18 protein-coding genes are annotated in these 26014 nt (G+C 60.4%); 9 read left to right on the top strand and 9 right to left on the bottom strand.

From position 1 onward, the window contains the following. Window positions 1-850: 850 nt before the first annotated feature. The 8 genes from J2Y68_RS15790 to J2Y68_RS15755 form a co-directional block, all read right to left on the bottom strand. A complete protein-coding gene (locus J2Y68_RS15790; protein WP_209754517.1) occupies window positions 851-1804 on the bottom strand; it encodes a LacI family DNA-binding transcriptional regulator in 954 nt (317 codons plus the stop codon). 452 nt (window positions 1805-2256) lie between these two features. Continuing rightward, window positions 2257-3480, bottom strand: a complete 1224-nt coding sequence (locus J2Y68_RS15785; protein ID WP_209754520.1) for a glycoside hydrolase family 1 protein — start codon at window positions 3478-3480, stop codon at window positions 2257-2259. 25 nt (window positions 3481-3505) lie between these two features. Beyond that, window positions 3506-3685: a hypothetical protein gene (locus tag J2Y68_RS15780; RefSeq protein ID WP_209754522.1), complete on the bottom strand. Its 180-nt coding sequence runs from the start codon at window positions 3683-3685 to the stop codon at window positions 3506-3508. 32 nt (window positions 3686-3717) lie between these two features. Beyond that, entirely contained in the window at window positions 3718-5985 is a 2268-nt protein-coding gene (locus tag J2Y68_RS15775) for a glycoside hydrolase family 3 C-terminal domain-containing protein (protein ID WP_309994742.1), read from the bottom strand. A gap of 69 nt (window positions 5986-6054) precedes the next feature. Continuing rightward, the gene (locus tag J2Y68_RS15770) at window positions 6055-7401 is read right to left on the bottom strand and encodes an MFS transporter (protein WP_309994741.1); all 1347 of its coding nucleotides are present in this window, start codon (window positions 7399-7401) and stop codon (window positions 6055-6057) included. Between the two features lie 78 nt (window positions 7402-7479). Continuing rightward, entirely contained in the window at window positions 7480-9960 is a 2481-nt protein-coding gene (locus J2Y68_RS15765) for a glycoside hydrolase family 2 TIM barrel-domain containing protein (RefSeq protein ID WP_309994739.1), read from the bottom strand. 306 nt (window positions 9961-10266) lie between these two features. Further along, window positions 10267-11238, bottom strand: coding sequence for an alpha/beta hydrolase fold domain-containing protein (locus J2Y68_RS15760; protein WP_309994738.1), 972 nt, complete (start codon window positions 11236-11238; stop codon window positions 10267-10269). A 1111-nt stretch (window positions 11239-12349) separates the two neighbouring features. Next, window positions 12350-12946 (bottom strand): TetR/AcrR family transcriptional regulator, encoded by a 597-nt coding sequence (locus J2Y68_RS15755; protein WP_309994737.1) that lies wholly within the window; start codon window positions 12944-12946, stop codon window positions 12350-12352. 80 nt (window positions 12947-13026) lie between these two features. Between J2Y68_RS15755 and J2Y68_RS15750 the strand changes: the two genes are divergently transcribed. The 4 genes from J2Y68_RS15750 to J2Y68_RS15735 all read left to right on the top strand — a co-directional run bounded on the left by J2Y68_RS15750 (window position 13027) and on the right by J2Y68_RS15735 (window position 18777). Continuing rightward, window positions 13027-13806 carry an SDR family NAD(P)-dependent oxidoreductase gene (locus J2Y68_RS15750; protein ID WP_309994736.1) on the top strand — a complete coding sequence of 260 codons (780 nt, stop codon included), beginning with the start codon at window positions 13027-13029 and terminating at the stop codon, window positions 13804-13806. A gap of 329 nt (window positions 13807-14135) precedes the next feature. Next, a complete protein-coding gene (locus J2Y68_RS15745) occupies window positions 14136-15596 on the top strand; it encodes an MFS transporter (protein WP_309994735.1) in 1461 nt (486 codons plus the stop codon). A 27-nt stretch (window positions 15597-15623) separates the two neighbouring features. Continuing rightward, window positions 15624-17225 (top strand): GMC family oxidoreductase, encoded by a 1602-nt coding sequence (locus tag J2Y68_RS15740; RefSeq protein ID WP_209754534.1) that lies wholly within the window; start codon window positions 15624-15626, stop codon window positions 17223-17225. Window positions 17226-17274: 49 nt separating this feature from the next. Next, complete coding sequence (locus J2Y68_RS15735) at window positions 17275-18777, top strand: aldehyde dehydrogenase family protein (protein WP_209754536.1); 1503 nt, start codon at window positions 17275-17277, stop codon at window positions 18775-18777. Window positions 18778-18911: 134 nt separating this feature from the next. On the opposite strand, the gene J2Y68_RS15730 is transcribed toward J2Y68_RS15735, so the two are convergent. Further along, window positions 18912-19790: a PaaX family transcriptional regulator gene (locus tag J2Y68_RS15730; RefSeq protein ID WP_309994734.1), complete on the bottom strand. Its 879-nt coding sequence runs from the start codon at window positions 19788-19790 to the stop codon at window positions 18912-18914. Window positions 19791-20622: 832 nt separating this feature from the next. Between J2Y68_RS15730 and J2Y68_RS15725 the strand changes: the two genes are divergently transcribed. The 5 genes from J2Y68_RS15725 to J2Y68_RS15705 all read left to right on the top strand — a co-directional run bounded on the left by J2Y68_RS15725 (window position 20623) and on the right by J2Y68_RS15705 (window position 25901). Continuing rightward, a complete protein-coding gene (locus tag J2Y68_RS15725) occupies window positions 20623-21978 on the top strand; it encodes an MFS transporter (protein WP_309994733.1) in 1356 nt (451 codons plus the stop codon). A gap of 185 nt (window positions 21979-22163) precedes the next feature. Further along, the gene (locus tag J2Y68_RS15720; RefSeq protein ID WP_209754541.1) at window positions 22164-23663 is read left to right on the top strand and encodes an FAD-binding oxidoreductase; all 1500 of its coding nucleotides are present in this window, start codon (window positions 22164-22166) and stop codon (window positions 23661-23663) included. After that, window positions 23660-24682 (top strand): zinc-dependent alcohol dehydrogenase, encoded by a 1023-nt coding sequence (locus J2Y68_RS15715; RefSeq protein WP_209754543.1) that lies wholly within the window; start codon window positions 23660-23662, stop codon window positions 24680-24682. Before J2Y68_RS15720 ends, J2Y68_RS15715 begins: the two co-directional genes overlap by 4 nt. Further along, window positions 24682-25449, top strand: a complete 768-nt coding sequence (locus tag J2Y68_RS15710; RefSeq protein WP_209754545.1) for an alpha/beta hydrolase family protein — start codon at window positions 24682-24684, stop codon at window positions 25447-25449. Before J2Y68_RS15715 ends, J2Y68_RS15710 begins: the two co-directional genes overlap by 1 nt. Beyond that, window positions 25446-25901, top strand: a complete 456-nt coding sequence (locus J2Y68_RS15705; RefSeq protein ID WP_209754547.1) for a cupin domain-containing protein — start codon at window positions 25446-25448, stop codon at window positions 25899-25901. Before J2Y68_RS15710 ends, J2Y68_RS15705 begins: the two co-directional genes overlap by 4 nt. The last annotated feature ends 113 nt before the right edge of the window (window positions 25902-26014 follow it).

The raw sequence follows: 26014 nt of genomic DNA, 5'->3' as shown, positions 1-26014 counted from the left end.
ATTAGCGATTGTCTTTTACTCGCCCCACTCCAACGCCGATAAGCACCCATATGTCGCCTGGGCCGATAAGGAATCTTTTAGGAAGGCTGAAACAGTAAGTGAGGCCATACCCAGCTCTTCCATCTCGAGACCGGAACCAATGTGAGTCAGCTCTCGGACGGAACGCTGAGGAAAAACCATACTCCGCTGCTCAGCATGTTTGCCGGGATGGCAGACAGACTGGCCATCTGACGCCTACACGTTGTGTGGCGTTTCGGGTTTCCGTTCCCAGATCGGGAGCGTTCAAAGCAAACGCCCGAACCACCACCAGTTCTGGTGATTGCACTGCGTCCTCTACATCAATCACCCGCTGACCCACTCCGCCGTCCGTCCAGAGATTCGTGCTGTTGTCGGACCAGCCCGAAGGGTACGGCAGGATGTGCCCGCACAATGTACCTACCAGCGTCGATGCGCGATACAAGAATCCCTATTTTGTATTCCGTGGCGGCGATCTTGACGACGTCGATTGCTTTAGTGAGGGCATCGTCTACTTCGGAGGCATGTTTGGCATGTACTTCCAGCATGCCCGGCGTTTCTGTTTGCCGACGGCTTATGTCCATGATGTTCCTGAGTTTCTGCTTATGTTGCTCTTGAGTGCCCACGCAAGCCTGGGTGGGGGACCTTTTCACGGGCGGGTCTGCAACCCGCAGCTCCCGTAAATGGCGTCGAGTGTCTGCAGCTGCCGAACCACTGCGGCGCCATCGCCCGAAGAGATACAAGGCTGCACAATAGACAGGTTTGGCGCGTGCGTGCCCGAGACGGGGCCAGGACGATGAGATCTGGCAGCAGGTGGCGATTCTGGGCTGGTGGCCTAGGCCGTTGACCGCTCGATGATGTCGATGCGAAGCTCGGGAATGGGTTGGTGCGTCTGCTGCTCATCCAAACGGTTAAGCAGGGACTGCATCGAGAGCTGGCTGACCTGGGTGGGGTCGTATCCCATCGTGGTCAGCGGGGGGATGGTTAACTGCGACATTGGGGTGTTGTCCATCCCGATCAGAGCGATGTCTTCCGGGATGTTCCAGCTTTTCTCGTGGGCAGCATGCAAAAGTGCGGTGGCGACGTCGTCGTTGTAGCAGGCCACCGCAAATCCGGGACGCTCCAACTCTTCCAGCGCCTTTCGGGCGTCAACGGGTGTGATATCGAGATGCAAAACGCGGGGTTCATCTAAGCCCTGCCTAAGACATTCTTCCCTGAAGGTGCGTTCGCGGGGACCGCCGAACGGGTCGCTGCGCGCGTCCCGCAGGTGCGCGTAGGCCAGCTGTTGATAACCGCGTTCGATCAGGTATCGCGCTTGTAGTCTTCCGATTTGCGCGTTAACGTCGTGGCCGCCGGATTCGTCGGTCTCCAAAAGCTCAACGCCCCGGCGTTCAAGCAGAGCGCGCTGTCCCTCGGAAAGGGGAGCCAACGTCAGGACCGCACGTGGTTTCAGCCCGACGACGAGCCTGTCAAAATCAGCATCGGTACGGCTCGATAGGCGCAGGACAAGTGTCAGACCTCGTAAAGCCAGTTCATCCGTGAGCAGGCCATAGATGTCTTGAAGGTTGCGTCCGAAGGTCGTGTCAGGAATCAACGCGATCACGATGTCGCTGGCTCCGCGGGCCAGTGTACGTCCTGCTGACGATGGCTCGTAGCCTAGCTCAGCCACAGCTTTGGCAACACGCTCCCGTGTCTCTCGGGAGAAGGTTTTTTTCCCGTTAAGGATCATGCTGACGGTGGAACGAGCCACCCCGGCACGGTTGGCGACATCCTGGCTGGTGGGGATCACGAGCGCCCGCCTTCCGTTGCTAGAGGTGTAATTATCATAGCTTCGACGTCAGGACCGGCATGCTGATTGGCCAATATAGTCAGTATTTTCCGCCGGGGTGATTTCGAATAGTTGTCGATACGCAGCAAAGCGGTCGTCCAGCCGGGCAGGGAAGGGGTGGCCGGGTACCTGCCGGAAACCGAGACCCCATGTCCGGACGCCGAAATCTCCCGCGACACGGTCCATGGAACGACCTGCCGCCTCTCCACCCCCCACTGTTCAGTAGGCGCCGTGGATACAGAGGGGAACCTCCACGACGACCGCTGTCCCACCCTTGCCAAGGGACCCTGCTGTGCTTGGAGCGATGCCGCCTGACGGGTCAACACGATGACTTTGCCTTCGAGGCCGTGCATGGCGCCCTTTCCAGTACTGGTGATGTCTGTGGTTGTTTTCATGTGGTTCCCCAGCGCCTGTCAGTTCTCGGTGAGCGTCGTACCGTTGGAGCGGGCGGTGTTTCCGAGCCATCCGAGGCTTTCTTTGGGCTTGCGTTCAAACGTGGTCCGGTCCACGGCGATGAGGCCGAATTTCGGTTCCCAATGGCCCCATTCATAGTTGTCCAGCAATGACCAGTGCAGGTAGCCGCGGACGTCGGCACCATCTTCCATGGCCGTGGCCAGATGCTGCAGGGCCTCGCGGGTATAGGCGATGCGCCTTGTGTCATCAGGGGTGGCGATACCGTTCTCGGTAACGAGGATCGGCACGTTTGCCACGTGGGCGGCGTGCCTTACCGCCATTGCAAGGGCGTCCGGCCGGTATGCGGTACCGATCATGGTGTTGTCCGGATGGGGCGGATGCGGCACCAAGCCATTGGCGTCGACCTGCTGGGAGGTGTATGACTGCACACCGACGAAGTCATCACCTTTCGCGGCCTCAAGGTAAAGGTCTTCAAAGTTCCATCGGACCTGACGGAGGCGTTCTTCTCCCCCTGGTGCTGCAGTGAATGACTGGTTTGCGACGCTCCAGCCAACTTGGGCGCCGGTGCGCTGGTGCAGCACTTCGCGCGTCAGGTGGTGGGCTTCGATGACGTACTTCCCGTCTTCCGGCAAAGGAACGGGCAGCGGAGGTTGTTTATATTCGTTCTCACCCTGGTTTTCGACAGTGGGACTCTGCCAGATGTCCAGTTCGCCACGGCTGGCTGCTGCTTCCATGTTCAGCATCATGGCGAGCATGTTGGGTTCATTTATGGTGATGACGTGCCCGACGTCGCCCAGAATGGACGAAACCGCCTCCACGTACCGTGAGAAGAGTTCGGGTGCAGTGGGGGCACTCCAACCGCCTTGCTCTGCGAACCAGCGCGGGGAGCTGAAGTGGTGGAGGGTGATGACCGGCTTGATGCCCAGCTCCAGGGCGGTGTCAATCATGTGACGGTAATGAGCCAACAGTGCAGGGGAGAACACTCCGGGCCGGGGTTCGATGCGCGCCCACTCGATACCGAACCGGTAAGAGTTCAAGCCCGCCTCTGCGAGGAGGGTCATGTCCTCCCGATAACGATGGTAGCTGTCGTTCGCGTCACCGCTGAGCTCCATACCGGGGAAGAGCCCTTCGCGGCCCCACCAGTCACTGTTAGTGTTGTTTCCCTCGATCTGATGCGGCGCCGTCGAAGCGCCCCAGAGGAAATCCGGGCCAAACGTTGTCATTGGTGTCCTTTCGATGCAGGTTAGATCAGGCGCCGGGGAGGGCGTTTACGGGACCGAAGAGGAAGCGGCGGTCGCGACAGCACCCGATCGAGGGGTCAGTTGCTTCACGGCAGACCATCCGGTGATCGCCGAGGGTCTGCCGGGCCCGAAAACGGTCGGCGGTGTCCAGAGGGCTACGGGCGGCCCGGACGAGAATGTAAGTCATGGGTGGGTGCTTTCGGTGGGTCGCGCAGGGGGCTATGCGGGGGAGGAACGGGCATCAGCGGGCTGCTCAAGCAGAGAGACAAGCCAATCGCCGTCAATGGCGCCGCCGAGGATGCTCAGGATCTGGTTCATAGGCATGGAGAGCACCATGCGGGTGCCGTCGCTGTCATCATCGAGCTGTTGCCCGGACGCGGCCATGATGGGGTTGAGCTCGTTCGCCAGTGCCGGACCCGCCGTGGGATGGGCGAGCCACTCCGCGACGTCGGACTGCAGTGACAGGAGGCATGGCAGATCGTCACCGTCAAGTGCCACCTTCTGTTCAAGCAGGACGTGTGAGGCATTCTCGGATACCTGCACGGTGTAGGTGCCCTGAGCGACAACCCACCGATCAAGGATCACGTCCCAGTACCGCAGGGTCCTGCGGTCCAGTATGAACTGGACCTCCCGGGTTTCGCCCGGTTGAAGGAGGACCTTGGTGAAAGCGGCCAGAACCCGTTCCGGGCGCAGGACCGGCCCCGCGTCGGTTGAAAGGTAGACCTGTACGACGTGTTTTGCCGGGATCTTCCCGGTGTTGGTGACCGTCGCGCTGACAGCGATTTGGTCATGGCCGCGCGCTCTGGCCCGCAGGTCCGAGGTTTCGAAGGTGGAATAACTTAGCCCGTGCCCGAAAGGGTACCGGACGGGGCACTGCACCGATTCGTAGTGGCGGTAGCCGACCATGACGCCTTCGGTGTAGCGGACGTGACCCTGCTCGCCTGGGAAGGACAGGTAGGTGGGGGTGTCCTGCAGCCGGAACGGAATCGTTTCGGCCAGGCGTCCGGAGGGACTCCTCACGCCGAACAGCAGGTCAGCGATCGCTTTACCGCCGCCCTGGCCGAGCAGGAAACCTTCCAGGATGCCGTCAACGTGGTCATGCCAATCTTCAAGGGAGACAATGCCCCCGTTCGCCAAGACAACGACGGTGCGGGGGGCGGCGGCCGCGACAGCCCGGATGAGTTCGACCTGCACAGCGGCGAGTTCCAGCCGCGTCCGGTCGAACCCTTCGGATTCCTCCTCTTCGGGGTTCCCGGCGAAAATGACAGCGACGTCCGCGGTGGGGGCCGCCGCGACGGCGTAGGCACGGAGTTCAGCATCGTTCGCTCCCGACTGGACAGAAAAGCCCTGAGAATAGTGGACGCTGCCACCGGAGACGGCGGCTGCGGCCTTCAGTTCTTCCAGGGGTATGTCGACGCGGGTGGCGTTGACGTGTGAGCTGCCCCCGCCTTGGTACCTGGGGTTTGTGGCAAACTCTCCGATGACCAGAAGGGATGTTCCCTGTTTCAGCGGCAGTACGCCGTTCTGGTTTTTGAGCAGGACGGCGCACTCGGCCGCGAGCTCACGCGCCAGTTCATGGTGTGCGGCGGTATCGAACTCGGTCGCGCCGGCCCCGTTGATGCGGGGTTCGCTGTAGGTGGCGAGGCCCAGAACCCGTTCCACTGCCTGGTCGATCGCTGACTCGTCCACGCTCCCGTTTTGGACGGCCTTGATGAGCGCTTCGGTGGCGTACTGCCCCGGTCCGGGCATTGCCAGATCCAGGCCGGCGTTCAGTGCCGCCGGCCGTGTGCGGACGGCGCCCCAGTCGGACACCACGACGCCGTTGAATCCCCATTCGCCGCGCAATACATCAGTGAGGAGCCAGCGGTTTTCTGAGGCATGGATGCCGTTGATCTTGTTGTACGAGCACATAACTGTTGCCGGTTGCGCTTCGGTCACGACGCGTTCGAAGGCGGAGAGGTGCACTTCACGGAGTGTGCGTTCGTCGACATCGGAGCTGATGACCATGCGCTCGGTCTCCTGATCGTTGGCCGCGAAATGCTTCACGGATGCTCCCACCCCGTGCGCCTGAAGAGCTTTGACGTAGGCGCTGCCCAGCACGCCGGACAACAGCGGGTCCTCCGAGTAGTACTCGAAGTTCCTGCCTCCTAGAGGTGAGCGCTTGATGTTCACGCCCGGGCCGAGGAGCACGTCCACGCCCAGCGCCTGTGATTCTTTGGCCAGGGCGGCGCCGGCGCGTGCGGCGACGTCCTCGCTCCAGCTGCACCCGATTCCGACAGCAGGCGGAAAACACGTTGCGGGCTCACTGTGGTGCAGCCCGAGGTGGTCTGTCCCATGCTTCTGTCGACGGACGCCGTGCGGTCCGTCGGCCATGGTCACGCCATCAATGTGATGTTCGGCGATGGTAGTGGTTGACCAGAAGGTATCTCCGGTCAACAAGGACGCTTTTTGCTGCAGCGTCAGCTGGCTGACGTCGATCTTCTGCATGGAATTCCTCTTTAGTAGGGGTGGCCCGGTTGCACGCCTGTCAGCTGCGCTCCCTTTCGGACCGTGGGATCAGCGGACGGCTTTGACCTTCAGGACGACGACGCCGCCGAGGATCGTGAAGGCACCGGCCAGCAGGTAGAGCAGGGAGTAGTTTTTGTCTCCTCCAGCGGCTACACCAATGCCCAGGAAAAGCGGTGCAATGAGCGGAGCGGCTGACTGCGCCAGGGAGTTGGCGAGTCCGTTGATGCCCACGAACCGTCCGGCGTCGGTGTCCCGCTCGGGCAGTACGTCCAGGACCAGGGCCTGATCAACGGCGGAGAAGATGCCAAGGCCCAGGTTTGAGATGGCTAGGCCAATGAGAAGCATGGGCATGTTGTCCCCGAATGCCATGACAAGTGCACCTGCGGAGAACATGAAACCGGCGCTGATCACGAAGAGCTTGCGCCTGCGCATCTTGTCGGAAAGGAAGCCGCCTCCGATGGAGCCGATAATCATCGTGACGATACCGACCATCCCGCCGATTGCCACAATGGTGCCGATTTCGGTGATCTGAACCCCGAGCCGCTGTGCGAAGTAGAACGCGGTGAAGGTTGAACTCAGAGTGAGGCCAAAGTAGAAGAGGAATCGTCCGAGCCAGTTCCACGAAAAGTCGGGGTACGCTCGGGGGTTGTACACGAACTTGGACAGGATCACGCGCAGGTTCAGGCTGTCCTCGAAGGTGCGGGTGCGGCTGTCGTCCTCACGGATGACGAAGGTGAACAAAGCGGTTAGGACCAAGCCAAGCACTGCGGGGATCATAAAGAGCAAGAAGGTGTCTTTGGCAAAGGTGCCGGCGAGGATGGAGCCGGTCACTGGTGCCGCCATGGTGACGAAGCCGACCAGGCCGCCGACTTTTCCGCGCTGGGACTCCGGCAGGAGGTCTGCCTGCGAGTTGGTGAAGTTTCCGATGACGGTGTTCCAGCCCAGCGTCGTGACGATCCAACCTAACGCAACCATGGGCACGTCCGGTGCGAGGGCGATAATGAGCAGTCCCAGGGTACCGACAAGGGAGCCGGCTACGAGCCAGGGGCGGCGGCGCCCGAAGCGGCTTCGTGTGCGGTCACTGAGGACCCCGGTGATGGGACCGGAGACCAGCGAGACGACGGCGGCGGCGCCGATGACGAACCCCAGGTACTCCTCGTGATCTGGTGCGATTGCTTTGATTTTGATGGCCAGGGAGAGGGCTATGGGTGTGACGAGGGCGATGTAGGTTCCGAACATGCCCAGCAGCAACAGCCAAATGTACTTGGCGCTGACCTTGGGCAGGTCCTTTTCCGCGGTGGGAGGAGGAGCAAGCAGGACTTGTTCTTCGCCCACCTGGGCTGATGTGCCCCCGATGGTGGCGGTGGCTGGCGGAAGATTGCTGTTGTTTTTCAAGGCTGGACTCCGTTGTCTTGGTGTACAGATGTTGGGGGACTGAGGTGAAAGGAAACAGGTGGAGCGGGGGTGTTAGTGCTAGGAGACGAGGTGTCGTTCTCCCGTTTCTTTGGTTGCGTTGGCACCGATGGTGACGGTGGCCGGTTCGCAGCCGGAGGCTGTCACGGTGACGGTGACAGGGCCCTGCCCGGTTGGGCGGATGATGGCCAGGGCTCGGCCGTCGAAGGTGGTGTGCGAGTCTGCTGTGAAGGGTTCGTCGGTAGCGGGGTTGGCGCTGCCGAGGCCCTGGAGGGTCGCGGGTCCATCCACAGTTACGGCGACTTTCCGGTCTCGGCCGTTGTGAACAATGCCGTTTTCGTCCGTGAGTGCTATTCGTACGAAGGCGAGGTCCCCGGTGTCAGCCGTGAGGAGGTCGACGTCGGAGGTCACGTCAAGATGCAACTGGTCGCGTGCTGTGGATAGTTGCACGCGGGAATGTTCATGACCGTCCTTATAAGCGACAGCGGTCAGGTCGCCGGGGGTATAGATGATCTCGAAGTCGGCACGGAAGGCCAGCTTTTCTCCTACCGTGGATCGTCCGACAGGCACCCCGTTGAGGAGCAGTTCTACGTCGTCGCTGTCCGAGTAGACTTCCAGCTGGATCGGCTCTCCCTCGAATCCCTCCCAGGTCCAGCTGCTGATCGCATCACTCCAGGACCAGGGCGTCATGAGTGGTGTGCGTCCATGAAACTGCGGGCGGTGGACCGCGATGTATGGCGTTGACCGGAGTCCGAAGACAATTTCGCGGTAGTAGGAGGCAGGGCGGCGTTCACCGGTGATGTCGATGTCGCCTGTCCACGCGGTAAGCCATGGGTAGGGCTTTGCGACGGTTGCGGCTGCACTGGTATCGCCGTCGGCGTATCCCACTGAGCCCAAACCGGCTTCTCCCAGGTAGTCCCACCCGGTCCAGGCGAAGTCGCCAATGACATGATTGTTGGTTTTGACGAGGTCCCAGTTTTTGGCGATCTGCCCTGGAAAAGTCTCCGTGCCGGCAATGACGCGGTTCGGAAAGAGTGCTTTATCCAGCAAGTAGCGCCCGTCACCGTAGTTCATTCCTGCCACGTCGAGCACGGAAAAGGATTCGGCGGTCCGTTCGCTGACCATTTCGGATGCCGAGATTTGGTTCATCATGTCCCCGACCTGGGTCATCATCCCGTTCACCCCCGCGCCGGTGTCGGCAGTTGCGCCCTGATGCTGCTTCATGCCAGCCAGGACCAGGTCCAGACTCGAGACAAAACCGTTGATGCCGTTGGTGATGGGCCGGGTCGCATCCAGCGACCGCAGTTTTTCGGCAAGCCGGCGGCTCCACACCCCGCCATCAGGTGTTCCGGTTTCCGGAATCTCGTTGCCGATGGAGTACATGATCACGCTGGGGTGGTTAATGTCCTTGGCCACCAGGGCCTCAAGATCGCGCTCCCACCACTGCGCGAAATCAGTGGCGTAGTCATAATCGGACTTACCGGAGGTCCAAACGTCAAAAGCTTCGTCGATGACGAGCATCCCGAGCCGGTCACAGGCGTCCAGGAGTGCGGAGCTCGCGGGGTTGTGCGAGCTTCTGATGGCGTTGAACCCGGCTTCCTTCAGCACCAGGACCCGGCGCTCCTCGGCCGCGGCTATGCTCGCCGCACCCAAAGGTCCATTGTCGTGATGAACGCAGGCCCCGCGCAGTTTCACGGTCTCACCATTCAGGCGCAACCCTCGCCTGGCGTCGACCTGGATCCGACGGATCCCGAACGTGACGGCTTCTCTGTCGATGACCTTGCCAGCGTCGCGCAACTGCAGGAAACAGGTGTACAGGGACGGCGAATCGAGTCCCCACAAGGCCGGATCCTCGACCATCAGCCGATGGCGCACCACAGCCGAGGTGCCTGGAAGCAGTGTGACAGGGGACTCGTCGCTGGCGTCCTCGGCGATGCCTTCTTCATTGACCGACGTGGCCAGGTTGACCGTGGTGGTGACGGCGGTGGTATTGGTGATGGTTGCAGTCACCTCTACCATCGCGCGTTCGCTGTCGATGTCAGCAGTGGTGACACGGACACCGTCTACGCCGATGTGAATGGGTTCCTTAACAATCAGGTGCACGTCCCGGTAGATGCCGGCACCGGTGTACCAGCGGCTGTCCCGGTGAGCCCTGCAGACCACCCGGACCTCGTTCGCGGTACCGAACCGGAGATACGGGTCGATACGCACCGTAAAGCGCGAGTAGCCATATGCGTCCTGGCCGGCCAGAGCACCATTGACATACACCATCGCATCCCGGTAGACGCCGTCGAACTCGAGAATGAACACCTTGCCGCGATCAGCCCCATAGACATCGAGCTTCCTGCGGTATTCGAAAGCACCGCTGGGAAAATACGCGCCAGCCGCCCCGGCGGGAGCATCACTGCTTCTGCTCTTCGAGATCAGCGCATCATGCGGAAGCACCACATCAACCCACTGTTCGCTTGCTCCGCCCAGTTCAGCGAAAGCACTGACCCTCGTCCGGACAGACCATCCTTCATTGAATGGTTTCCTGGCCATTAGCACTCCTAGAAAAATATAGCGTTCATCGGTGACGCGCGTCACCAACGATGGAATCACGCGTTGGTGACGCGCGTCAATAGCTGACTAAAAAAGAACTTTGTTCGTAATTGCGGGAGCTCCATGCGCCTGGGGTAATGCCGGTGTGGCCGACCTTTCGTGCCAAGATTCATTCACGATGCATGATTGGTTCCCGCCGCTTCGAGTGTCGTCGTTCAATCTTTGCTGGCTTATCACTTGCCCATTGGCCCTAGGTGTGCAGGTGTTGCGATCCCCGCTGTTGCAGGTCGTGTTTTATCGCGGCGGTCATGCTGCTGCCCAGCAGGCTTCAAGGAATCGGCGTGCCTGCTCGATCTGCTCTCGGTCCTCGGGAGCCTGTCCCATGAACATTCCGTGCAAGGCGCCTTCCCAGACATGCAGTTCGGCGCGGACGCCGGCCTGGAGGAGTTTGCGGTGCAACCGCACGGTATCCGATAGGAGGAAGTCTCGCGTCCCGGAGGTCAGCATGACAGGCGGGAAGTCTGCGGTGAACGTGCCGAACAGAGGTGAGATGTAAGGGTGCTCGAGTGGTGTTTCGCCGCGATAGAGATCGAGCGTGTTCGTTGGGTCCCATCCGTTGGGGAGGGCAAAGCCGAGGGTGGTGTACGTGTCGCCGGCCTGCGTGAAATCGACGCAAGGAGAAATGAGGCAGGCGGCGCCCGGCAATGGCAGACCCTCGTCTCGGGCTCGAAGGAGAAGGGCTGCTGCGAGACTTGCGCCCCCGGACTGTCCGGCGACGGCGATCATCTCCGGCCTATGGGTCTTCAGCAGTTCACGGTATACCATCAGGCAGTCATCCAACCCAGCCGGGAACGGGTTCTCCGGGAGTTGCCGATAGTCCATGCCCCAGGTACGCACGCCGATGTTGCCGGCGATAAGCTCGGTGGAGCGGCGCGCAGTGGGCCCGCCGCCCCAAAGGAAACCTCCTCCGTGGATGTAGAGAAGGGCCCGCTCGTCGTCGGTTGCGATGCCCGACGGCTCAGCCGCAAAGAACTTCGCCCCATGGATCTCGCCGGCTTCTACAGCTACTGCAACGTCTGATGTCACGGCACCAGTGGTCGCTCGCGCCATGGTCTCGACGAAGACAGGGTCTGATGATTCGGCGGCCGCCGCCAAGGCGCGCCAGACATCGAGGTCAGCAGGCGCAGGATCAGGCTGTGGCGGCCTTGCGGCGACCGTGGCCAGTATCTTCTGGGCCTCAAGGCTGATGGTGGTTGGAGCAGGGAATTCTGTTGTCATCGTGAAACGTATCTCCTCTTGGTTGGTCGATCATGATCATGAACTATCAGGTGACGACAAGCGTTCTCACCGCCCTCCGCACATCCGCTAGTGACGCGCGTCACCGATCTAACCACGAACCGGTGACGCGCGTCAATAACCACGAAGACTTGCCCTCTAGGCGATCAGTGGAATGGATTACTCCAGAGGAAATAGACGAAGTGCAGTACTACATAAATCAATTCTTGACCGGCTGCGTCGCACCATGCACCAGCGGTATGACGGGACACTGCAGCCCCTCGGCGTCAGCAAGCGGCGCCGGCGGTTGGGAGACCTTGCCGCCCCGTCCCTGCTTCATCACGGCCCTCGACTCCACGCCCCCGGAGTGGGCGTGGACCTGTTCGCGAGTCCCCAGAAGGTGCGATTGCCAGGTGGAAGGCAATAAACATATCCCCTAGTTCGGTCGGGGATGGGGGTATCTTTAGGGCGGCCTTGGGAGCATCCGGAGGATACGTCTTCGGACCCTATGGCCGCGTTTCGCGCCCTTGACGCCGCTAAGGCGCCAATGGCCCCGCAACTCATGTGGCATTCAGCGCCGGAGATCCCACCCGGGGCATTGCCTCAGGATCTGACCAGCGAGCCCGTGTCAATTGAAATGTAAGAATATGGACCAGTCATTCAAGAGCATCGCCCGTCGCAAGGTATGGAGGAAGTCAGGTAAGACCCCTCACCGCTCCCAGAGGCCATCAATCACGCGGTTATGGGAATGAAAGATGCAACCATCCATCGTCCGACAACTGGTGCAGCCGCACCTGCCGGCCCCACGGAGGTGTCCGGAATCGTCCGCATGAGGCCACCCCGAATACGACCCGGAACTCGCGAAATTCCTGCCGCATTTGAGCGGCGCGTTAGGCCATGAGGAGTGGCTGGACCGTCCCGCTTTCCACCGTTGCTATGAAGTTGAAAGTGCTCGCAGGCCTCGTTCAAACGTCGACAATGGCTCCATTTGCAGTGCGGCGTATAAAGAATCAACACTCACCTATCCAAGTCGCCGAAGGAGCAAATGGAAAGGCCAGGGCCTTTCTGGCGCTACCGGAGCGTGCGTCATCCGCCTCGGGAAAGAAGACCTAAATTAGCCCAGCCGGAGGACGGCAAGAGCCCGCCGAAGGTAGGGGGCGGGGTCGGAGTCATCATGAGCAGCCCATTGCAGCCAGGCTTCGAACAATGCGCCGCTAAGAGCGGCACACAGATACCTGGCGGTGTCTTCAGGAATGCCACGGGCAGTGAGGTAGGAGCGGGTCTGCTCATGACGGGTCCCCAAATATTCCTGGCTCCGACTGAGCAGCTCCGGGTGTTCGGCGATCAATCGGAGCCTTCCGCGGGTCACGGCGAGGTCCGGGATGGCGGCAATACCGGCCAGCACCGCTTCCCGGAGTCCATCCAGAATCGCGTTTGCGGGCAAGGGCTCTGCAGGGGCTGAATCGAACGCGGCGGCAGATGCTTCTATCACTGGCCCCATACCGCCCCACACCAGGTCCGCTTTGTTCGCGAAATGGCGATACAGGGTCTTTCGTCCGACGTGGGCCTCGCGCGCAATATCCTCCATTGAGGTCTGCTCATACCCCCGCTCGGCAAAAATTCTGAGGGCAAGGGCGGCGACCGCCTCGGGATCGATAGTCACCGGCCGCCCAGGAGAGCGTTTGATGGTGATCGAATCATTCGAAAGCATCTCATCAGTATCCACCCTTCCATAATGACACAGAGTGCCATATAGTTGTTTGAACACTATTTGGCATCTGGGAGGACATCATGGGCAACGAAGCCATATGGCAGGAAACCATCACTAACGGCCGCTTTGCGGGAAAAACCGTCGTCGTAACGGGTGCAGCATCCGGTATCGGGCAGGCCACCGCCCTGCGCATCGCCAAGGAGGGAGGCAGGGTTATCGCCGCCGACATCAGCAAGGGACGCCTCGATGTTCTTGTCGAAGAGAACAAAAGCCTTGCCCTGGTGCCAGTGGCCGGCGACATCTCCACTGAGGAAACTGTTGCCGCCGTGGTTTCTGCCGCCGGCGGACGCATTGACGCCTTGGCCAACGTCGCCGGGATCATGGATGACTTCGCACCAATCCACGAGGTGGACGATGAGCTCTGGGATCGCGTTTTCCGTATCAATGTCACGGCCCTGATGCGCCTTACCCGTGCAGTGGTGCCGCTGATGCTGGAAGCCGGGACGGGGTCCGTAGTCAACGTTTCCTCAGAGGCTGGCATCCGCGGCTCGGCTGCTGGTGCTGCGTACACCGCCTCCAAACATGCCGTTGTTGGTCTGACCAGGAACTCCGCCGTCATGTACGGCCCGAAGGGTCTTCGGTTCAATACCGTCGCTCCCGGGCCCACATTCACTGGCATCGAGGCAACCTTTGCCTCCCAGCTGGCCACCGAGCGACTCGTCCCCCTCATGGAGGCCAATGTCCCCACGCCCGCCAACGCCTCGCAGTTGGCCGCCTCTATCACTTTCCTGCTCAGCGACGACGGCACCAACCTTAACGGCGCGGTTCTGGCCTCTGACGGCGGCTGGTCGGCGATCTAGCCGCCGAGCGGCAGCGGCTCTTTGATGCAAGCGCCCCGGGAGTCCGCGCCTCCGCGGGCTAAAGGGCTTCGACGCGTTCTCGCCGGACTCGGCACCCAGTTGCCCGACGATACGTGATGTCTGAAATGCGCAACACTACGGGGATCTAGTGTCGATGAAGGCCCCGCCGGGCGAGTACAGAAAGCCACAGGCTCTTTTTTGAGTAGTCCACTTCGGCCGAGGATCAAAGGTATTGAACCTGATGAGGCTGTCAGTAAAGGGTGGCCCTTATACCTGCGGCAGGGGCTCCCCTTAGCACCAATGGAAACCACCCTTCTTAGGAGATGCTGATGACGGAAAGCAGTGCACTCAACTCATCCCATGTCAGGACCGGGTCGGTGGTGGCAGTACTGGCGTTTGCCGGGATCGTTGCCTCGATGACGCACACGTTGGTGGTACCTCTATTGGTCGAGCTGCCGAGAATATTCGCCACTACCCCTTCCAACACGTCCTGGGTGATCACCGTGACTCTCCTGGCGTCAGCCGTAGTCACTCCTGTCGCAGGGCGGCTGGGGGACATGTTCGGTAAACGCCTGGTCATCATGGGGTCATTCGTTCCGCTCATCCTCGGATCGGCCCTTTGCGCCATGGCTGACTCCGTGGTCCCCATGATTGCGGGCCGGGCCCTGCAGGGCTTGGCCGCAGGCATGGTCCCGCTGGGTATCAGCTTCCTGAAGGACCTGCTTCCACCGGCTCAACTGCGCGGAGCAATTGCTCTGGTTAGTTCATCACTGGGCATTGGCGGAGCCCTCGGCCTCCCGATTTCCGCTGCGGTTGTCCAGTTCACTGACTGGCGCATTCTCTTCTGGGCCACCGCGGCGGTGAGCCTGCTGAGCCTGCTACTGATCTGGAAGGTGGCTCCGGACCTTCCCGTCCCAGAGAACCCCGGAAAGTTCGACTTCCCGGGGGCACTCGGTCTTAGTTCGGCCTTGATCTGCCTGCTTCTGGCCGTGTCCAAGGGCGGGGACTGGGGCTGGCTTAGTCCCGCGGTCATCGGCCTCGTGGGCGGTGCAGTATTTCTATTCGGGCTTTGGGGCTGTTGGGAGTTGCGCACCCGTGATGCCCTGGTGGACCTGCGCGTGACTATCCGTCGGGCTGTGCTACTGACTAACGTCGCATCAATTCTGCTGGGCTTCGCAATGTATGCCCGTTCGCTGATCCTTCCCCAGGTCCTCCAGCTGCCTACTGAGACGGGCTACGGCCTGGGACAGTCGATGCTGCAGATGGGTTTTTGGATGGCACCGGCAGGCCTGGCGATGATGCTGGTTTCGCCGCTGGGAGCAAAACTCAGCGCAAGCAGGGGACCGAAGACGACGCTGATTGTGGGCGCCCTCATTACGTCTTCCAGCTACGCCGTCTCAGTGTTCTTGATGGATATTCTCTGGGGCTTGGTGGTCGCTAATGTTATCGGCGGCATCGGGCTCGGCTTTGCATATGGCGCCTTGCCTGCCCTCATCATGGGGGCCGTCCCCGGTACCGAAACAGGTTCGGCGAACAGCTTCAACGCCTTGATGCTCTCCATCGGCACGTCCGTCTCCGGCGCGGTCATTGGTGTCGTCCTCGCCCAAATGACGACGCATTCCGGGTCGCATCTGGTGCCCACAGCTGATGGATTCAGGACCGGGTTGTACATCGGGTGCGCCGTGGCCTTGGTAGCCGCCGTGATCGCCCTTGCCATACCCAGGAACCTCGAGCCCGAGCGGGACCAGGACCCCCAGCACCACAACGAACAACCGGCAGTATCCATGTAAACCTCAAGGCAACACGGGAGTTGAATTGTGAACAAAGGCACCTATGACTACATCATCGTGGGAGCGGGGTCCGCGGGATGCGTCCTCGCCAACCGGTTGACGGAGGACCCCAAAATTACTGTTCTCCTCTTGGAGGCAGGTGGGGCGGACTCTCACCCTATGATCTCCATCCCCAAGGGAATTGCCTTCACCCTGAGCAACCCCAAGTACACCTGGTTTTACCCTACTGAGCCCTTCGGACCCAACGGCCAAGTCGAGTACTGGGCCCGCGGAAAGGTCCTCGGTGGTTCCAGTTCGGTCAACGGAATGATCTATAATCGGGGATCTCAGGCCGACTACGACGGTCTCGAAGAACTAGGCAACCCCGGCTGGGGCTGGGACCAAATGCTCCGCGTGTTCAAAAGCATGGAAGATCATTCCTTGGGCAAATCCGATATGCGCGGCGCAGGTGGCCCCTTGCAAGTCGGCGTCCGAAAGGACGTCGAAACAGTCGGAGAAGCCCTGATGCGGTCCGCAGGAGGACTGGGCATTGAAACGGTCCAGGACCTCAACGCCTCCGATGCTGAACGCATCGGGTACGCTCCGGCCACAATCCGCAACGGAATCCGCGTGAGCGCGGCCAAGGCCTTCCTCGGGCCAGCATTGAAACGGCCAAACCTTACCCTCCGGACCAACACCACCGTCTCCGGGTTGACCTTTAGCGGTGAGACGGTCACGGGAGTAACAGCGTTCGCGGGGGAGCCCGCCGTATCCTTCAGCGCCAAACGCGAAGTCATCCTCAGCATGGGTTCGATCGCCACACCCCAACTGCTCGAACTTTCCGGAATAGGGCGGCGAGACGTACTCAACGCCGCCGGCATCGACGTTCGCGTAGAAAGCGACACGATTGGTGAGGGTGTACGTGAACACCGCTGCCTGCCGCTCCAAGTCCGCCTGAACAAGAACATCGGCTACAACAAGAAGCTGTCCTCCCCGCTCAGACAGGGACGCAGCGGGCTCGAATGGATGCTCACTCGGAAAGGACCGATTTCCACACCCGCCTACGACATTCTGACCTTCTTCAAGACCACACCGGAACTGGCACGCCCAGACGCGCAGGTCCTCCTTACTCCTTACTCCTCAGGTGCAGGTTCGACTGGTTCCAGTATCGAGAACCGCCCAGGGTTTTCCCTGCTGGGTTTTGCCCTGCGGCCCACCAGCCAGGGGTCGGTGCACATCACCTCCAAGGATCCACGGGCCACCCCCCGGATCATTCCCAACTACCTGTCCACTGAACACGACCGATCAACATCAATCGCACTTTTCCGCAAGATGCGCGCCCTCGTCAAAGAGTCTCCGATCGCCGAGTTTGCCAGCGCTGAGACCGTCCCGGGGTCAGCTGTTGAGGATGATGACTCCATCATCAGATCCGCATTCCTGAACGGCGGTACGGGCTACCACGCCTGTGGTGCAGTAGCGATGGGACCAAACGAAACCGACGCCGTCGACTCCCGGCTGCGCGTGCGCGGCGTCCGCAACCTTCGCGTCGTCGACGTTTCAGTTATGCCCGCGATGATCTCGGGAAATCTCAACGGACCAGCCATGGCCATGGCTTGGCGCGCAGCCGAACTTATCCGAGACGACGCCTGAACATCAGGCGCGCAACAACATAAAACCACCAAGGGAAAGAGGGAAACGCATGACAACGCCCCAAGACAATTACGTCACTCAGGCTTCCGGTCCCCTTGAAGGGGAGCGCCGCTTGTTCATTGACGGGCAGCTGGTCGAAGCAAGTGACGGCGGCCTTTTCGAAAACATCGACCCCAGCACGGGTGAAAGCGCCGGTTACGCCGGAAATGCCACCGAAGAGGACATGGAACGCGCAATTAGGGGCGCGCGGAGGGCCTTTGACGAGGGAATCTGGGCGAACGACCCGGACTTCCGGAGTAAGTGCATCCTGCAGTTGCGCGACGCACTGGTAGAGGAAAAGGAGCGGCTTCGACGGATCGTCGTAACAGAGACAGGCTCCCCTATCGCCCTGACGTACAGCGTACAGTTGGAGCAGCCGCTGGAAGAGCTTGCGTTCTGGGCAAAAATGGCCCGCGAATTCGCCTATGAACAGGAATGGTCACCAACCACTTCCCGCGGCGCCCTCTCCCGGCGCCGGATTCACTACGAACCCATCGGTGTCGTTGCCGCAATCACTCCGTGGAATTACCCGCTGTACCTCAACGTCTCCGAGTCAGTTCCCGCGCTGGCCGCCGGTAATGCAGTAATTCTGAAGCCAGCCTCACTAACTCCTTGGAGCGGTCTGGAACTCGGCCGCCTCGCGGCCGAGCGGACCGACATTCCGACCGGCATCTTCAATGTAGTCACCACGAATACCGTTGAAGTCACTGAGATGCTGACCTCCGATCCGCGCATTGACATGGTTACCTTCACGGGCTCAACCTCGACCGGCCGAAGGGTCCTGGCTTCTGGGGCACCGACCATTAAAAAGACATTTCTCGAGCTCGGCGGCAAATCAGCCCACATTGTGCTCGATGACGCCGACTTAACGGAGGTACTGCCGGCAGCTGCTGTCATGTGTGCGCACGCCGGTCAAGGTTGTACGTATTCAACACGTCTGCTGGTCCCACGAAGCCGCTACCGGGAGGCCTTGCCCATCCTCAAAGCCGTCTTCGACAACGTCATCGTCGGTGACGTGTGGGACCCTTCAGTCATCCAGGGCCCACAAGCCAGCGCCAAGCAGCGCGACGTCATCCTGTCCGCGATCGAATCCGGTGTCGCCTCCGGCGCCCGCCTGCTGACCGGCGGTCACGCCATCGAAGGCCTGGCCGGGTACTACGTGGAGCCGACCGTCCTTGTCGATGTCGATCCCCACTCGGCCGTTGCCCACGAGGAGATCTTCGGTCCGGTGCTGTGCGTTATTCCGTACGATACCGAGGACGAGGCCGTCGAGATTGCCAACGCCACTATTTACGGCTTGGCTGGTGAAGTTAGTAGCGCCTCAGATGAACGAGCATTGGCTGTTGCGCGCCGTCTCCGGGCCGGCAACATTTCTGTCAACGGCGGCGCATATTTTGATGTGTCAACACCCTTGGGCGGCTACCGCCAAAGCGGCATTGGTCGTAGAAACGGAGAAGAGGGATTCCGCGAGTACATGGAGCTGAAGTCAATCGGCATTCCGAGCCGCAGCTAAGTACTACTTCAGGGCCGGGGAAAGCCCAGAGGTGAAGTGGCTGGCCTCCTTGGACTAAAAACCGCGCAGTTCGGCGTAAGGAGCACGACTGGTGCCGCTCCATCAGGACCGTTGGCCTGGAGGGCACTCTGGCGTCAGCTCGCAACTGGCTGGGAAGCTCCAACGATGGACATCGCATATTCGTGAGCGCAAGGCCCCAACAGTTCGTGCAGCTGGGTGAAAAGCTGCTGGGCGGCAAGGCCATGCCACCTTTCTGGCAGATAATCCTCGGGAAGACCCGGGTCCATGTAGGGCAGGCGTCTCCAAGCAGTGACCATGGGAATGTAGTCGGCGAAGGCCTGCCGCAACAGGGCAGGAGAATCATCATCTTCACCCGCACGCTGAAGCCATCGCTGCAGCACAGGCTCGTGACGCACCAAAAAGTCCGTATAGAGCGCCTCAAGGGAGGGAAGATCCCACCATTGCCCTACCTTTTCGTTGATCTGACTTTCGGTGAGGTGCGTTGCCCTGAATAAATCGACGTAGCTCATAAGGCCCGCGCGCCGAACCTGCAGTTCCACCTCATTTGCCAGGGCGCCGGGGGCAATCCATAACCCCGGGGATACCTGGCCGCAGCCAACCCGCGTCAGGATCGTCCGCAGCTTGTGGCGGAGGTGGCGCCGGGCTTCAGGAACGGAGAAGGAGGCCAAAAGCCATCCGTCATCTTTCTTGGCCCGGCGGGGTGAGAAAATCCGTTCATCGCCCGCCGTGAAGACATCTTCCAGTTCGGGCGACAGCTTGTACGCCGCCGCGCCGCCGCGCTTTACGCTGACGAGAACTCCCCGCTTCTTCAGCCTCGAAACCGCCGAGCGAACGCCAGCGGACTCCATACCCAATTCACCCAGGAGGCGGATAAGATCCGCCACCGCAAAGGTGCCCCCCTGATTGCGGGCGTAGAGCCCATAAACAGTGACGATCAAGTGCTGATGACGTGGCATCGGAGCAACGTCGGCGACATCACTGCCTTGCGGCATTCGCGGCCCCAATCACTTCTCGGTTCACCATCACAGTCATAGGCTACAGCGGCCGCATGCCGAACATCACGCAGCCGGGCCATTAGCTTCTCACGAGAATGTCGGGCCCGCCCGCGCAGCCGTCGACGCCGGCAAGCGCCAGGTCATCTCGATGAGCACAGTCAGTCCGCCCAGTCCGCCCCCTTTCGGTTGCAGAGCTGGGCGTTGTGCCGGCGTCAGCGTCCGGGTATCGCCGGAAGCATTCAGCCGGCAACTGGGCACTACCCATGAGTTTCCTCGGGGATGTGCGACTGCGAAAACCGCTCGAAGATCGGCTTTAGGGTGACCGTGGAACCAGTGGCAGAGGCAGCAAGCCGGTGGGTTTTTAACCTGGGTTAGGTCAATGCCGGGACACATCGTCGACCACCTTCGTGAAACATCGGGAACGTGGCCGCAACGATCCCCGGGGAGCCCATGTTTCCCCGGCAAATCCTAGGCACCGGCTTTAGGCGGGCGGGATTCAGTCCGCGACTCTTTATCCGCATCGGAAGGAAGACCAGCGTCTGCCAAAGACCGTACCTGATCGAACGCATCTTCTTAGGCACCTGCGTCCGCTCCGGCAGCCCCTTCAGGATTACAGGGCAGCGGTTTCCCGAAACGGCACCTCCCATTCTTGCTGTCGTAACAAACCCGGCCTCTGCCCGTCCGCAGGCGGCAGCGGGGTTCTCCGGGCGGGGATGTTCAGAAAAGTATGTCGGCTTATTTACTATCGCCATAAAAGTGTGACACTCTGTGTCCAATCTTGTGATTCAAGCCACAGCCTCCCCTGGCATCTGGAAAGAAGAGACAGCTAATGACGCAGCCCCTTTCTGATCAACAACGCCTTCTCGCTGTACCCAGACGAAACGGCCGATCCGTTTTGTTGCTCTGTTTCGCGACGATCGTCTTTGATGGCTACGATCTTGTCGTCTTTGGCTCCACCGTCCCTACAATCCTCAAGTACGAACAGTGGGCAGTGTCACCCGCCCAGGCCGGGCTGATCGGCAGTCTTGCGCTCGTTGGCATGCTCATTGGCACCCTGTCCGTCGGAGTTCTGACGGACAGGGTGGGCAGGCGAAAAATCATGCTGGCTAGCATTTCCTGGTTCTCGCTATGCATGTTGCTCACCGCGCTGGCGCCGACGGTCGAAGCTTTCGCCGCCCTCCGGTTCCTCACAGGCCTCGGACTCGGGGGAGTAGTGCCGACGTGTATCGCCCTGACCGTGGAATACGCGCGGAAGGATCGGCGTCAAATAGCCAACGCCGTAATGTTCAGCGGGTACTCGGTGGGTGGAGTCCTGGCTTCCCTGCTGGCAATCAACCTTCTACCTCACATGGATTTCCGCTGGATGTATGCCATCGGCGCGCTGCCGCTCGTAACGTTGCTTCCGGTTGTTTGGAAGTTTATGCCAGAATCCGTGGCACACCTTGCCCGCAAGGGGCGCTTCCAGGAGTCGGAAGCCGTTGCAGCCCAGTACGGGCTGGTGTACTCGGACATCGTGACGTCCGAAGACAAGACCGGTGGCGCGACAACGCAAAACTCGAGTATCAGGACAATCTTCACGCGGAAGTGGCGGCTGTCGACGATTTTGTTCGCCCTGGCGAATTTCTGCGGTCTACTTCTCGTCTACGGCTTGAACACCTGGCTACCCCAGATCATGCGACAGGCAGGCTTCAACCTTGGCGATGCGCTGAGCTTCCTGCTCGTTCTTAACGCGGGAGCAATCGTCGGTTCCATCAGCGCATCCGTGGTGGCGGACCGGATCGGCATCAAACGGGTGGTCATCACTTCATTCGCTCTGGCTTGCATCGCAATTCTGATGCTCAGCCTGCAACTGCCGTTGGCCCTGCTGCTCGTCATCGTTGCCTTTGCCGGACTCGGCTCCGTCGGAACCCAAATCCTTGTGGCCGGTTACTGCGCTACTCACTACCCGCAATCCCTCAGCGCCACAGCATTGAGCTGGTCATTGGGCGTGGGCCGCATCGGTGCCATCACCGGACCCATCATCGGTGGTTTTATCGTCAGTCTGGCTTTGGGCTGGCAAGTGAATTTCTACATGTTTGCAGCTTTTGCCGTGATTGGGGCGTTAGTGATCTTCGCCGTGCCAAGGGGGTCTGGGAAGGTCGAGTCCCCGGGACGGGACGAGCCGGCGCGACGCGGAACAGTCTGAATATCTCGGTCCTTTCGTCCCCTCGTATCCCTGCTGCAACCCACCGGGTGGCTTTTCCTGCCACAGGAAAGTTATCCGGAGCGCCGAGGCCCAAACACCCCTTTGGAAGGATCGATCCGTTCTATTCGGATCGTCTTCTCCGCTGAAAACAACCACTTTAAACCTTCAAACAGGAGTTTGTTCTAATGTCAGAAAAGTTCTTCGAGGCCGTCTCCCAGGTCCTTGGCCCAGAAGCCGTGGATGTTTCGGATGCTGGCCGCGCCTCATACAGCAGCAACCGACTCCCGGGAGGAGACCGTCAAACCGACGGGATAGTTTTTCCTTCTTCCACCGCCGACGTCTCCACTATTGTCCGTCTGGCTGCCGAGCATGGAGTGTCTCTGTGGCCGACAAGCACCGGTCATAACTGGGGCATGGGGGAGTTCTCTCCGGTCCGAGGGGGCCAGGTGATCATGCATCTGGGCAAAAGGATGAATCGCATCCTGGAAGTTGATGAACGGCTCGGCTATGCCGTTATCGAACCGGGAGTGACTTTCCGACAGCTACGGGCAAAAATGGCCGAGCTTGGCGACAAGTTCATGATCAGCGGCACCTCTGGTCCGCCCGATGGCAGCATTATCGGCAATGCCGTTGACCGCGGTGCCGGCTACACCCCTCACTTCGATCACTTCGGCACGCTGTGCGGGATGGAAATAGTTCTGCCCAACGGGGAAATATTCAACACCGGAGACGGGGCCCTTCCGAATGCCAACACCCGGTTTACCAACAAGTCCGGCTTCGGACCTCTCTTGGACGGCATCTTTACCCAGTCAAACTTCGGCATAGTCACACAGACTGCCGTCTGGCTGATGCCACGTCCAGCGACCATCTTGGGATTTGCTTTCTCCTTCGCGGGAGACGAGGACCTTTCGGAGATCTTTGAATTGGTGCGCCCGTTGAAGCTCAACTCGGTGGTTCCCACTCTGATCAAGGTGACCTCCGGCGGTTACGGGTTCGCTACCGAGGATACATACCCTTATGACCGCACGAACGGTCAGGTGCCGCTGCCGGACGACATCCGCCGGGAGCTCCAGGAAAAGCACGGCACGGGGGCGTGGCTCGTGTCGGGTGCCCTGTATGGACCTTCAGTGGGGGCGCTGCAGCCCACGCTCGATAAGATCCGCGCCGTTTTCGAGGCATCAGGTAAGGCCACCTACATCTCTCACAAGGAAATGCTGGATAACCCCATCTACAAGATCCACCTTGACACCTACAGTGGTGAACCCACCGCAAGTGAAGTCGACATGCTCAACTGGCGCCCCGGCGGTGGCGCCACCTGGTTCCTTCCCGCTACTCCTATGATCGGCGAAGCTGCTGAGCTTCAGCATCAAACTTCACGCCGCATCCTCGCCGAGCACGGGTTTGAGTACTTCGTCGAGTTCGTTTGCAGCACCAGGGCCGCACGCGGCCTGCACCTGATCATCTTCAACCGCCAGGACCCTGATGAGGTAGCCCGCATGAACTCCGCCTATGCGGCTCTGGTCGAGGCATACGACCAGATCGGCTACCCCATCGGACGAACCCCGACCGACTGGCAGGAACGGGCCATGTCCCGCCTGCCGGTACTGCAGCAGGTCACGCATCAAATCAAGGCAGCACTGGATCCCATGGGAACCATCGCACCGGGCAAGTACGGCATCTCATGAGCGCCACAGCCATCAGCCTCGGCGGCCATGTTCTAGAGCTGACAGCACCGTATGAGATGAAGACGGTGCTTCGACCGGACCTACGTCAGCCCGGCCCCGGCCAAGTCGTCATCCGCATGGTGGCTCTGGGCTTGTGCGGCACAGACCTGCACATTTACTCCGGTCGGGGATCCACGTATCCATGGGTAACAGGGCATGACGGAGCCGGAATCATCCACTCCGTAGGGCCCGGAGTCGATCTCGAAGAGGGCCAACGCGTTGCCGTTGACCCCGTCGTCCGATGCGGGCAGTGCACGATGTGCCGGCGAGGCAAAGTGCAGCTCTGCGCGGACGGCGGGTACCTCGGTATGCTCGGCCCCGGCTTGGCCGCCGAATATGTACAGCTTCCGGCGGTTCAACTCATTCCGCTGCCGGACGCCGTATCGGATCTGGCCGCCACCGTTCTCGAGCCCGTCGCTGTCGCCCTTCACACCCTTCGCCGCGTGGAGCCCTTTATGACCGACCAAGGGGTTGCGGCCATCATTGGCGGCGGCCCTTTGGGCATCCTCCAGGCGCAGGTATCCCAGTTCCTTGGATGGGACTGCGTTGTTTTCGAACCTCAGAAACGACGCCGGCATCTGGGTAGCTCCCTGGGAGTGAAGATGTTCGATCCTGCGGAAGCTGAGGACATCGAGTCACTTCAGGCCGGGCCGATACTAGTCATCGAGACATCCGCGGCCGGAGAGGGGGTGGACCTCGCAGAACGCGTAGCAACCCCGGGTTCTGTCGTTGCCATCGTGGGCCGGGGACCGCATTCCCCTTCGCCGGCGAGTATCTTACTCAAAGAGCTGTCAGTGCTGGGAATCAAAGGAGGCCCTGGTATGTACTCCGAGGCGGTGCGTTTGGTCGAGGAGGGCGTCGTCGATCCGGCATCAGTCATCACCGACCAGTTCCCATGGTCGCAAGGGGCGAAGGCGTTTGCGCACACGGCTCAAAACCCCGCAACAGTGGTTCGCAGTGTCCTCTATGGGGCGTGGTAATGACGAAACAAGTCATTCACTACGGCAAGCATCCTTCTCAGTTTGTCGAAGCCTGGTTTCCCGAGAACCGTTCGCCGGACAGTGCAGTCGTACTGCTCCATGGTGGCTGGTGGCGAGCCAAGCACGGCCTGCACCTAATGGATGAGCTGGCCGCCGATCTGCATCAGCGAGGACACCTGGTTTGGAACGTAGAATACCGAAGGATCGATGGCGACGGCGGGGGCTGGCCTGAGACATTAGACGACGTCCTGGCAGCCATTCAGAGCCTGACCTCCGAGGTCTCGCAAGTAAACCCGTCATCTATTGCGATCATTGGACATTCCGCTGGGGGACACCTGGCCCTGCTCGCGGCCAAGACAGCGCGACTGGCTGCTGTCGTTGCGCTGGCCCCGATAACAGATGTCGCCCGATGCGCTGCTGAAGGACTGGGAGAGGGAGCGACTCCGGCCTTCCTCAAACACGTTGGTCTTACCAAGGAAGTCTTCAAAGAAGCATCGCCCTTGGAACAGGCACCGATCGGTGCTCCCCAATTGGTCGTTCACGGATCAGATGATGCCCGGGTCCCTTTGAGCCACAGCCAGGCATACGTCTCCCGAGCCACCAGAGTAGGGGACAGCGTCGAACTCCGGGAAGTTCAGGAGGGCGACCACATGTTCGTCCTGCAGCCCGGTCATTCATATTGGCCAAAAGCAATGGAGTGGCTAAACGACGTAACCGCCGGCTTATCTTCCCTTCCGCCCGCCGGCCAATGCAAACACTTAACATGACGGGGATCACAAAGATCCTCGGACCCGGAGAGGGCGAAGCGCTTACCAACCACTTAGGGGCGCGTGTCCTAATCCGAATCACGGGTCACGAGACCGCCGGAGCATACTCAGTCGTCGAAGCAGAACAACCCACCGACGCTTTAGCGGCTCCACTGCATATCCATGATCGGGAGGACGAAGCAATTCAAGTTCTCGAAGGTCGACTGATAGTGGAAGTGGACGGCAAAAGATACAACGCACCTGCCGGGAGCTACATTTTCATCCCCCGAGGCGCCGCCCAACGCTTCTGGAACCCTGGACCGGAAAACACCAGATATCAGTCAATATTTACACCCGCAGGGCAAGAGAACTACTTCCGCAAGGCGTACTCCCTCGACATAAAGCACCACGACTTTCAGGAGAATTTGGCTAACCTTCGGGAAGAGTTCGGCCTTCGTTACCCGGCCTCGTAAGCAGCAAAAGCATGGGTGTTGAGGAACATGTTCTAAAAGGAGGTTGCTTCTTTCCTGTCGGGTCATCGCCTCCGCATCAGTGCTCTCGCACAACAACTACGACAAGCAACATC

Origin of the sequence: Paenarthrobacter nitroguajacolicus, from assembly GCF_031455195.1 — a bacterium.
In the GTDB taxonomy this organism is placed as follows: Bacteria; Actinomycetota; Actinomycetes; order Actinomycetales; family Micrococcaceae; genus Arthrobacter; species Arthrobacter nitroguajacolicus_D.
The sequence above is the reverse complement of the archived record's forward strand: the minus strand, read 5'-3'. Positions and strand labels throughout refer to the sequence as shown.

Bases quoted from the DNA above. Each gene is read 5' to 3' on its own strand.
- J2Y68_RS15785 (WP_209754520.1), bottom strand. From the start codon at position 3,480: ATGACAACGTTTGGCCCGGATTTCCTCTGGGGCGCTTCGACGGCGCCG.
- J2Y68_RS15780 (WP_209754522.1), bottom strand. From the start codon at position 3,685: ATGACTTACATTCTCGTCCGGGCCGCCCGTAGCCCTCTGGACACCGCC.
- J2Y68_RS15775 (WP_309994742.1), bottom strand. From the start codon at position 5,985: ATGCAGAAGATCGACGTCAGCCAGCTGACGCTGCAGCAAAAAGCGTCC.
- J2Y68_RS15765 (WP_309994739.1), bottom strand. From the start codon at position 9,960: ATGGCCAGGAAACCATTCAATGAAGGATGGTCTGTCCGGACGAGGGTC.
- J2Y68_RS15760 (WP_309994738.1), bottom strand. From the start codon at position 11,238: ATGACAACAGAATTCCCTGCTCCAACCACCATCAGCCTTGAGGCCCAG.
- J2Y68_RS15755 (WP_309994737.1), bottom strand. From the start codon at position 12,946: ATGCTTTCGAATGATTCGATCACCATCAAACGCTCTCCTGGGCGGCCG.
- J2Y68_RS15750 (WP_309994736.1), top strand. From the start codon at position 13,027: ATGGGCAACGAAGCCATATGGCAGGAAACCATCACTAACGGCCGCTTT.
- J2Y68_RS15745 (WP_309994735.1), top strand. From the start codon at position 14,136: ATGACGGAAAGCAGTGCACTCAACTCATCCCATGTCAGGACCGGGTCG.
- J2Y68_RS15735 (WP_209754536.1), top strand. From the start codon at position 17,275: ATGACAACGCCCCAAGACAATTACGTCACTCAGGCTTCCGGTCCCCTT.
- J2Y68_RS15730 (WP_309994734.1), bottom strand. From the start codon at position 19,790: ATGCCGCAAGGCAGTGATGTCGCCGACGTTGCTCCGATGCCACGTCAT.
- J2Y68_RS15725 (WP_309994733.1), top strand. From the start codon at position 20,623: ATGACGCAGCCCCTTTCTGATCAACAACGCCTTCTCGCTGTACCCAGA.
- J2Y68_RS15720 (WP_209754541.1), top strand. From the start codon at position 22,164: ATGTCAGAAAAGTTCTTCGAGGCCGTCTCCCAGGTCCTTGGCCCAGAA.
- J2Y68_RS15715 (WP_209754543.1), top strand. From the start codon at position 23,660: ATGAGCGCCACAGCCATCAGCCTCGGCGGCCATGTTCTAGAGCTGACA.
- J2Y68_RS15710 (WP_209754545.1), top strand. From the start codon at position 24,682: ATGACGAAACAAGTCATTCACTACGGCAAGCATCCTTCTCAGTTTGTC.
- J2Y68_RS15705 (WP_209754547.1), top strand. From the start codon at position 25,446: ATGACGGGGATCACAAAGATCCTCGGACCCGGAGAGGGCGAAGCGCTT.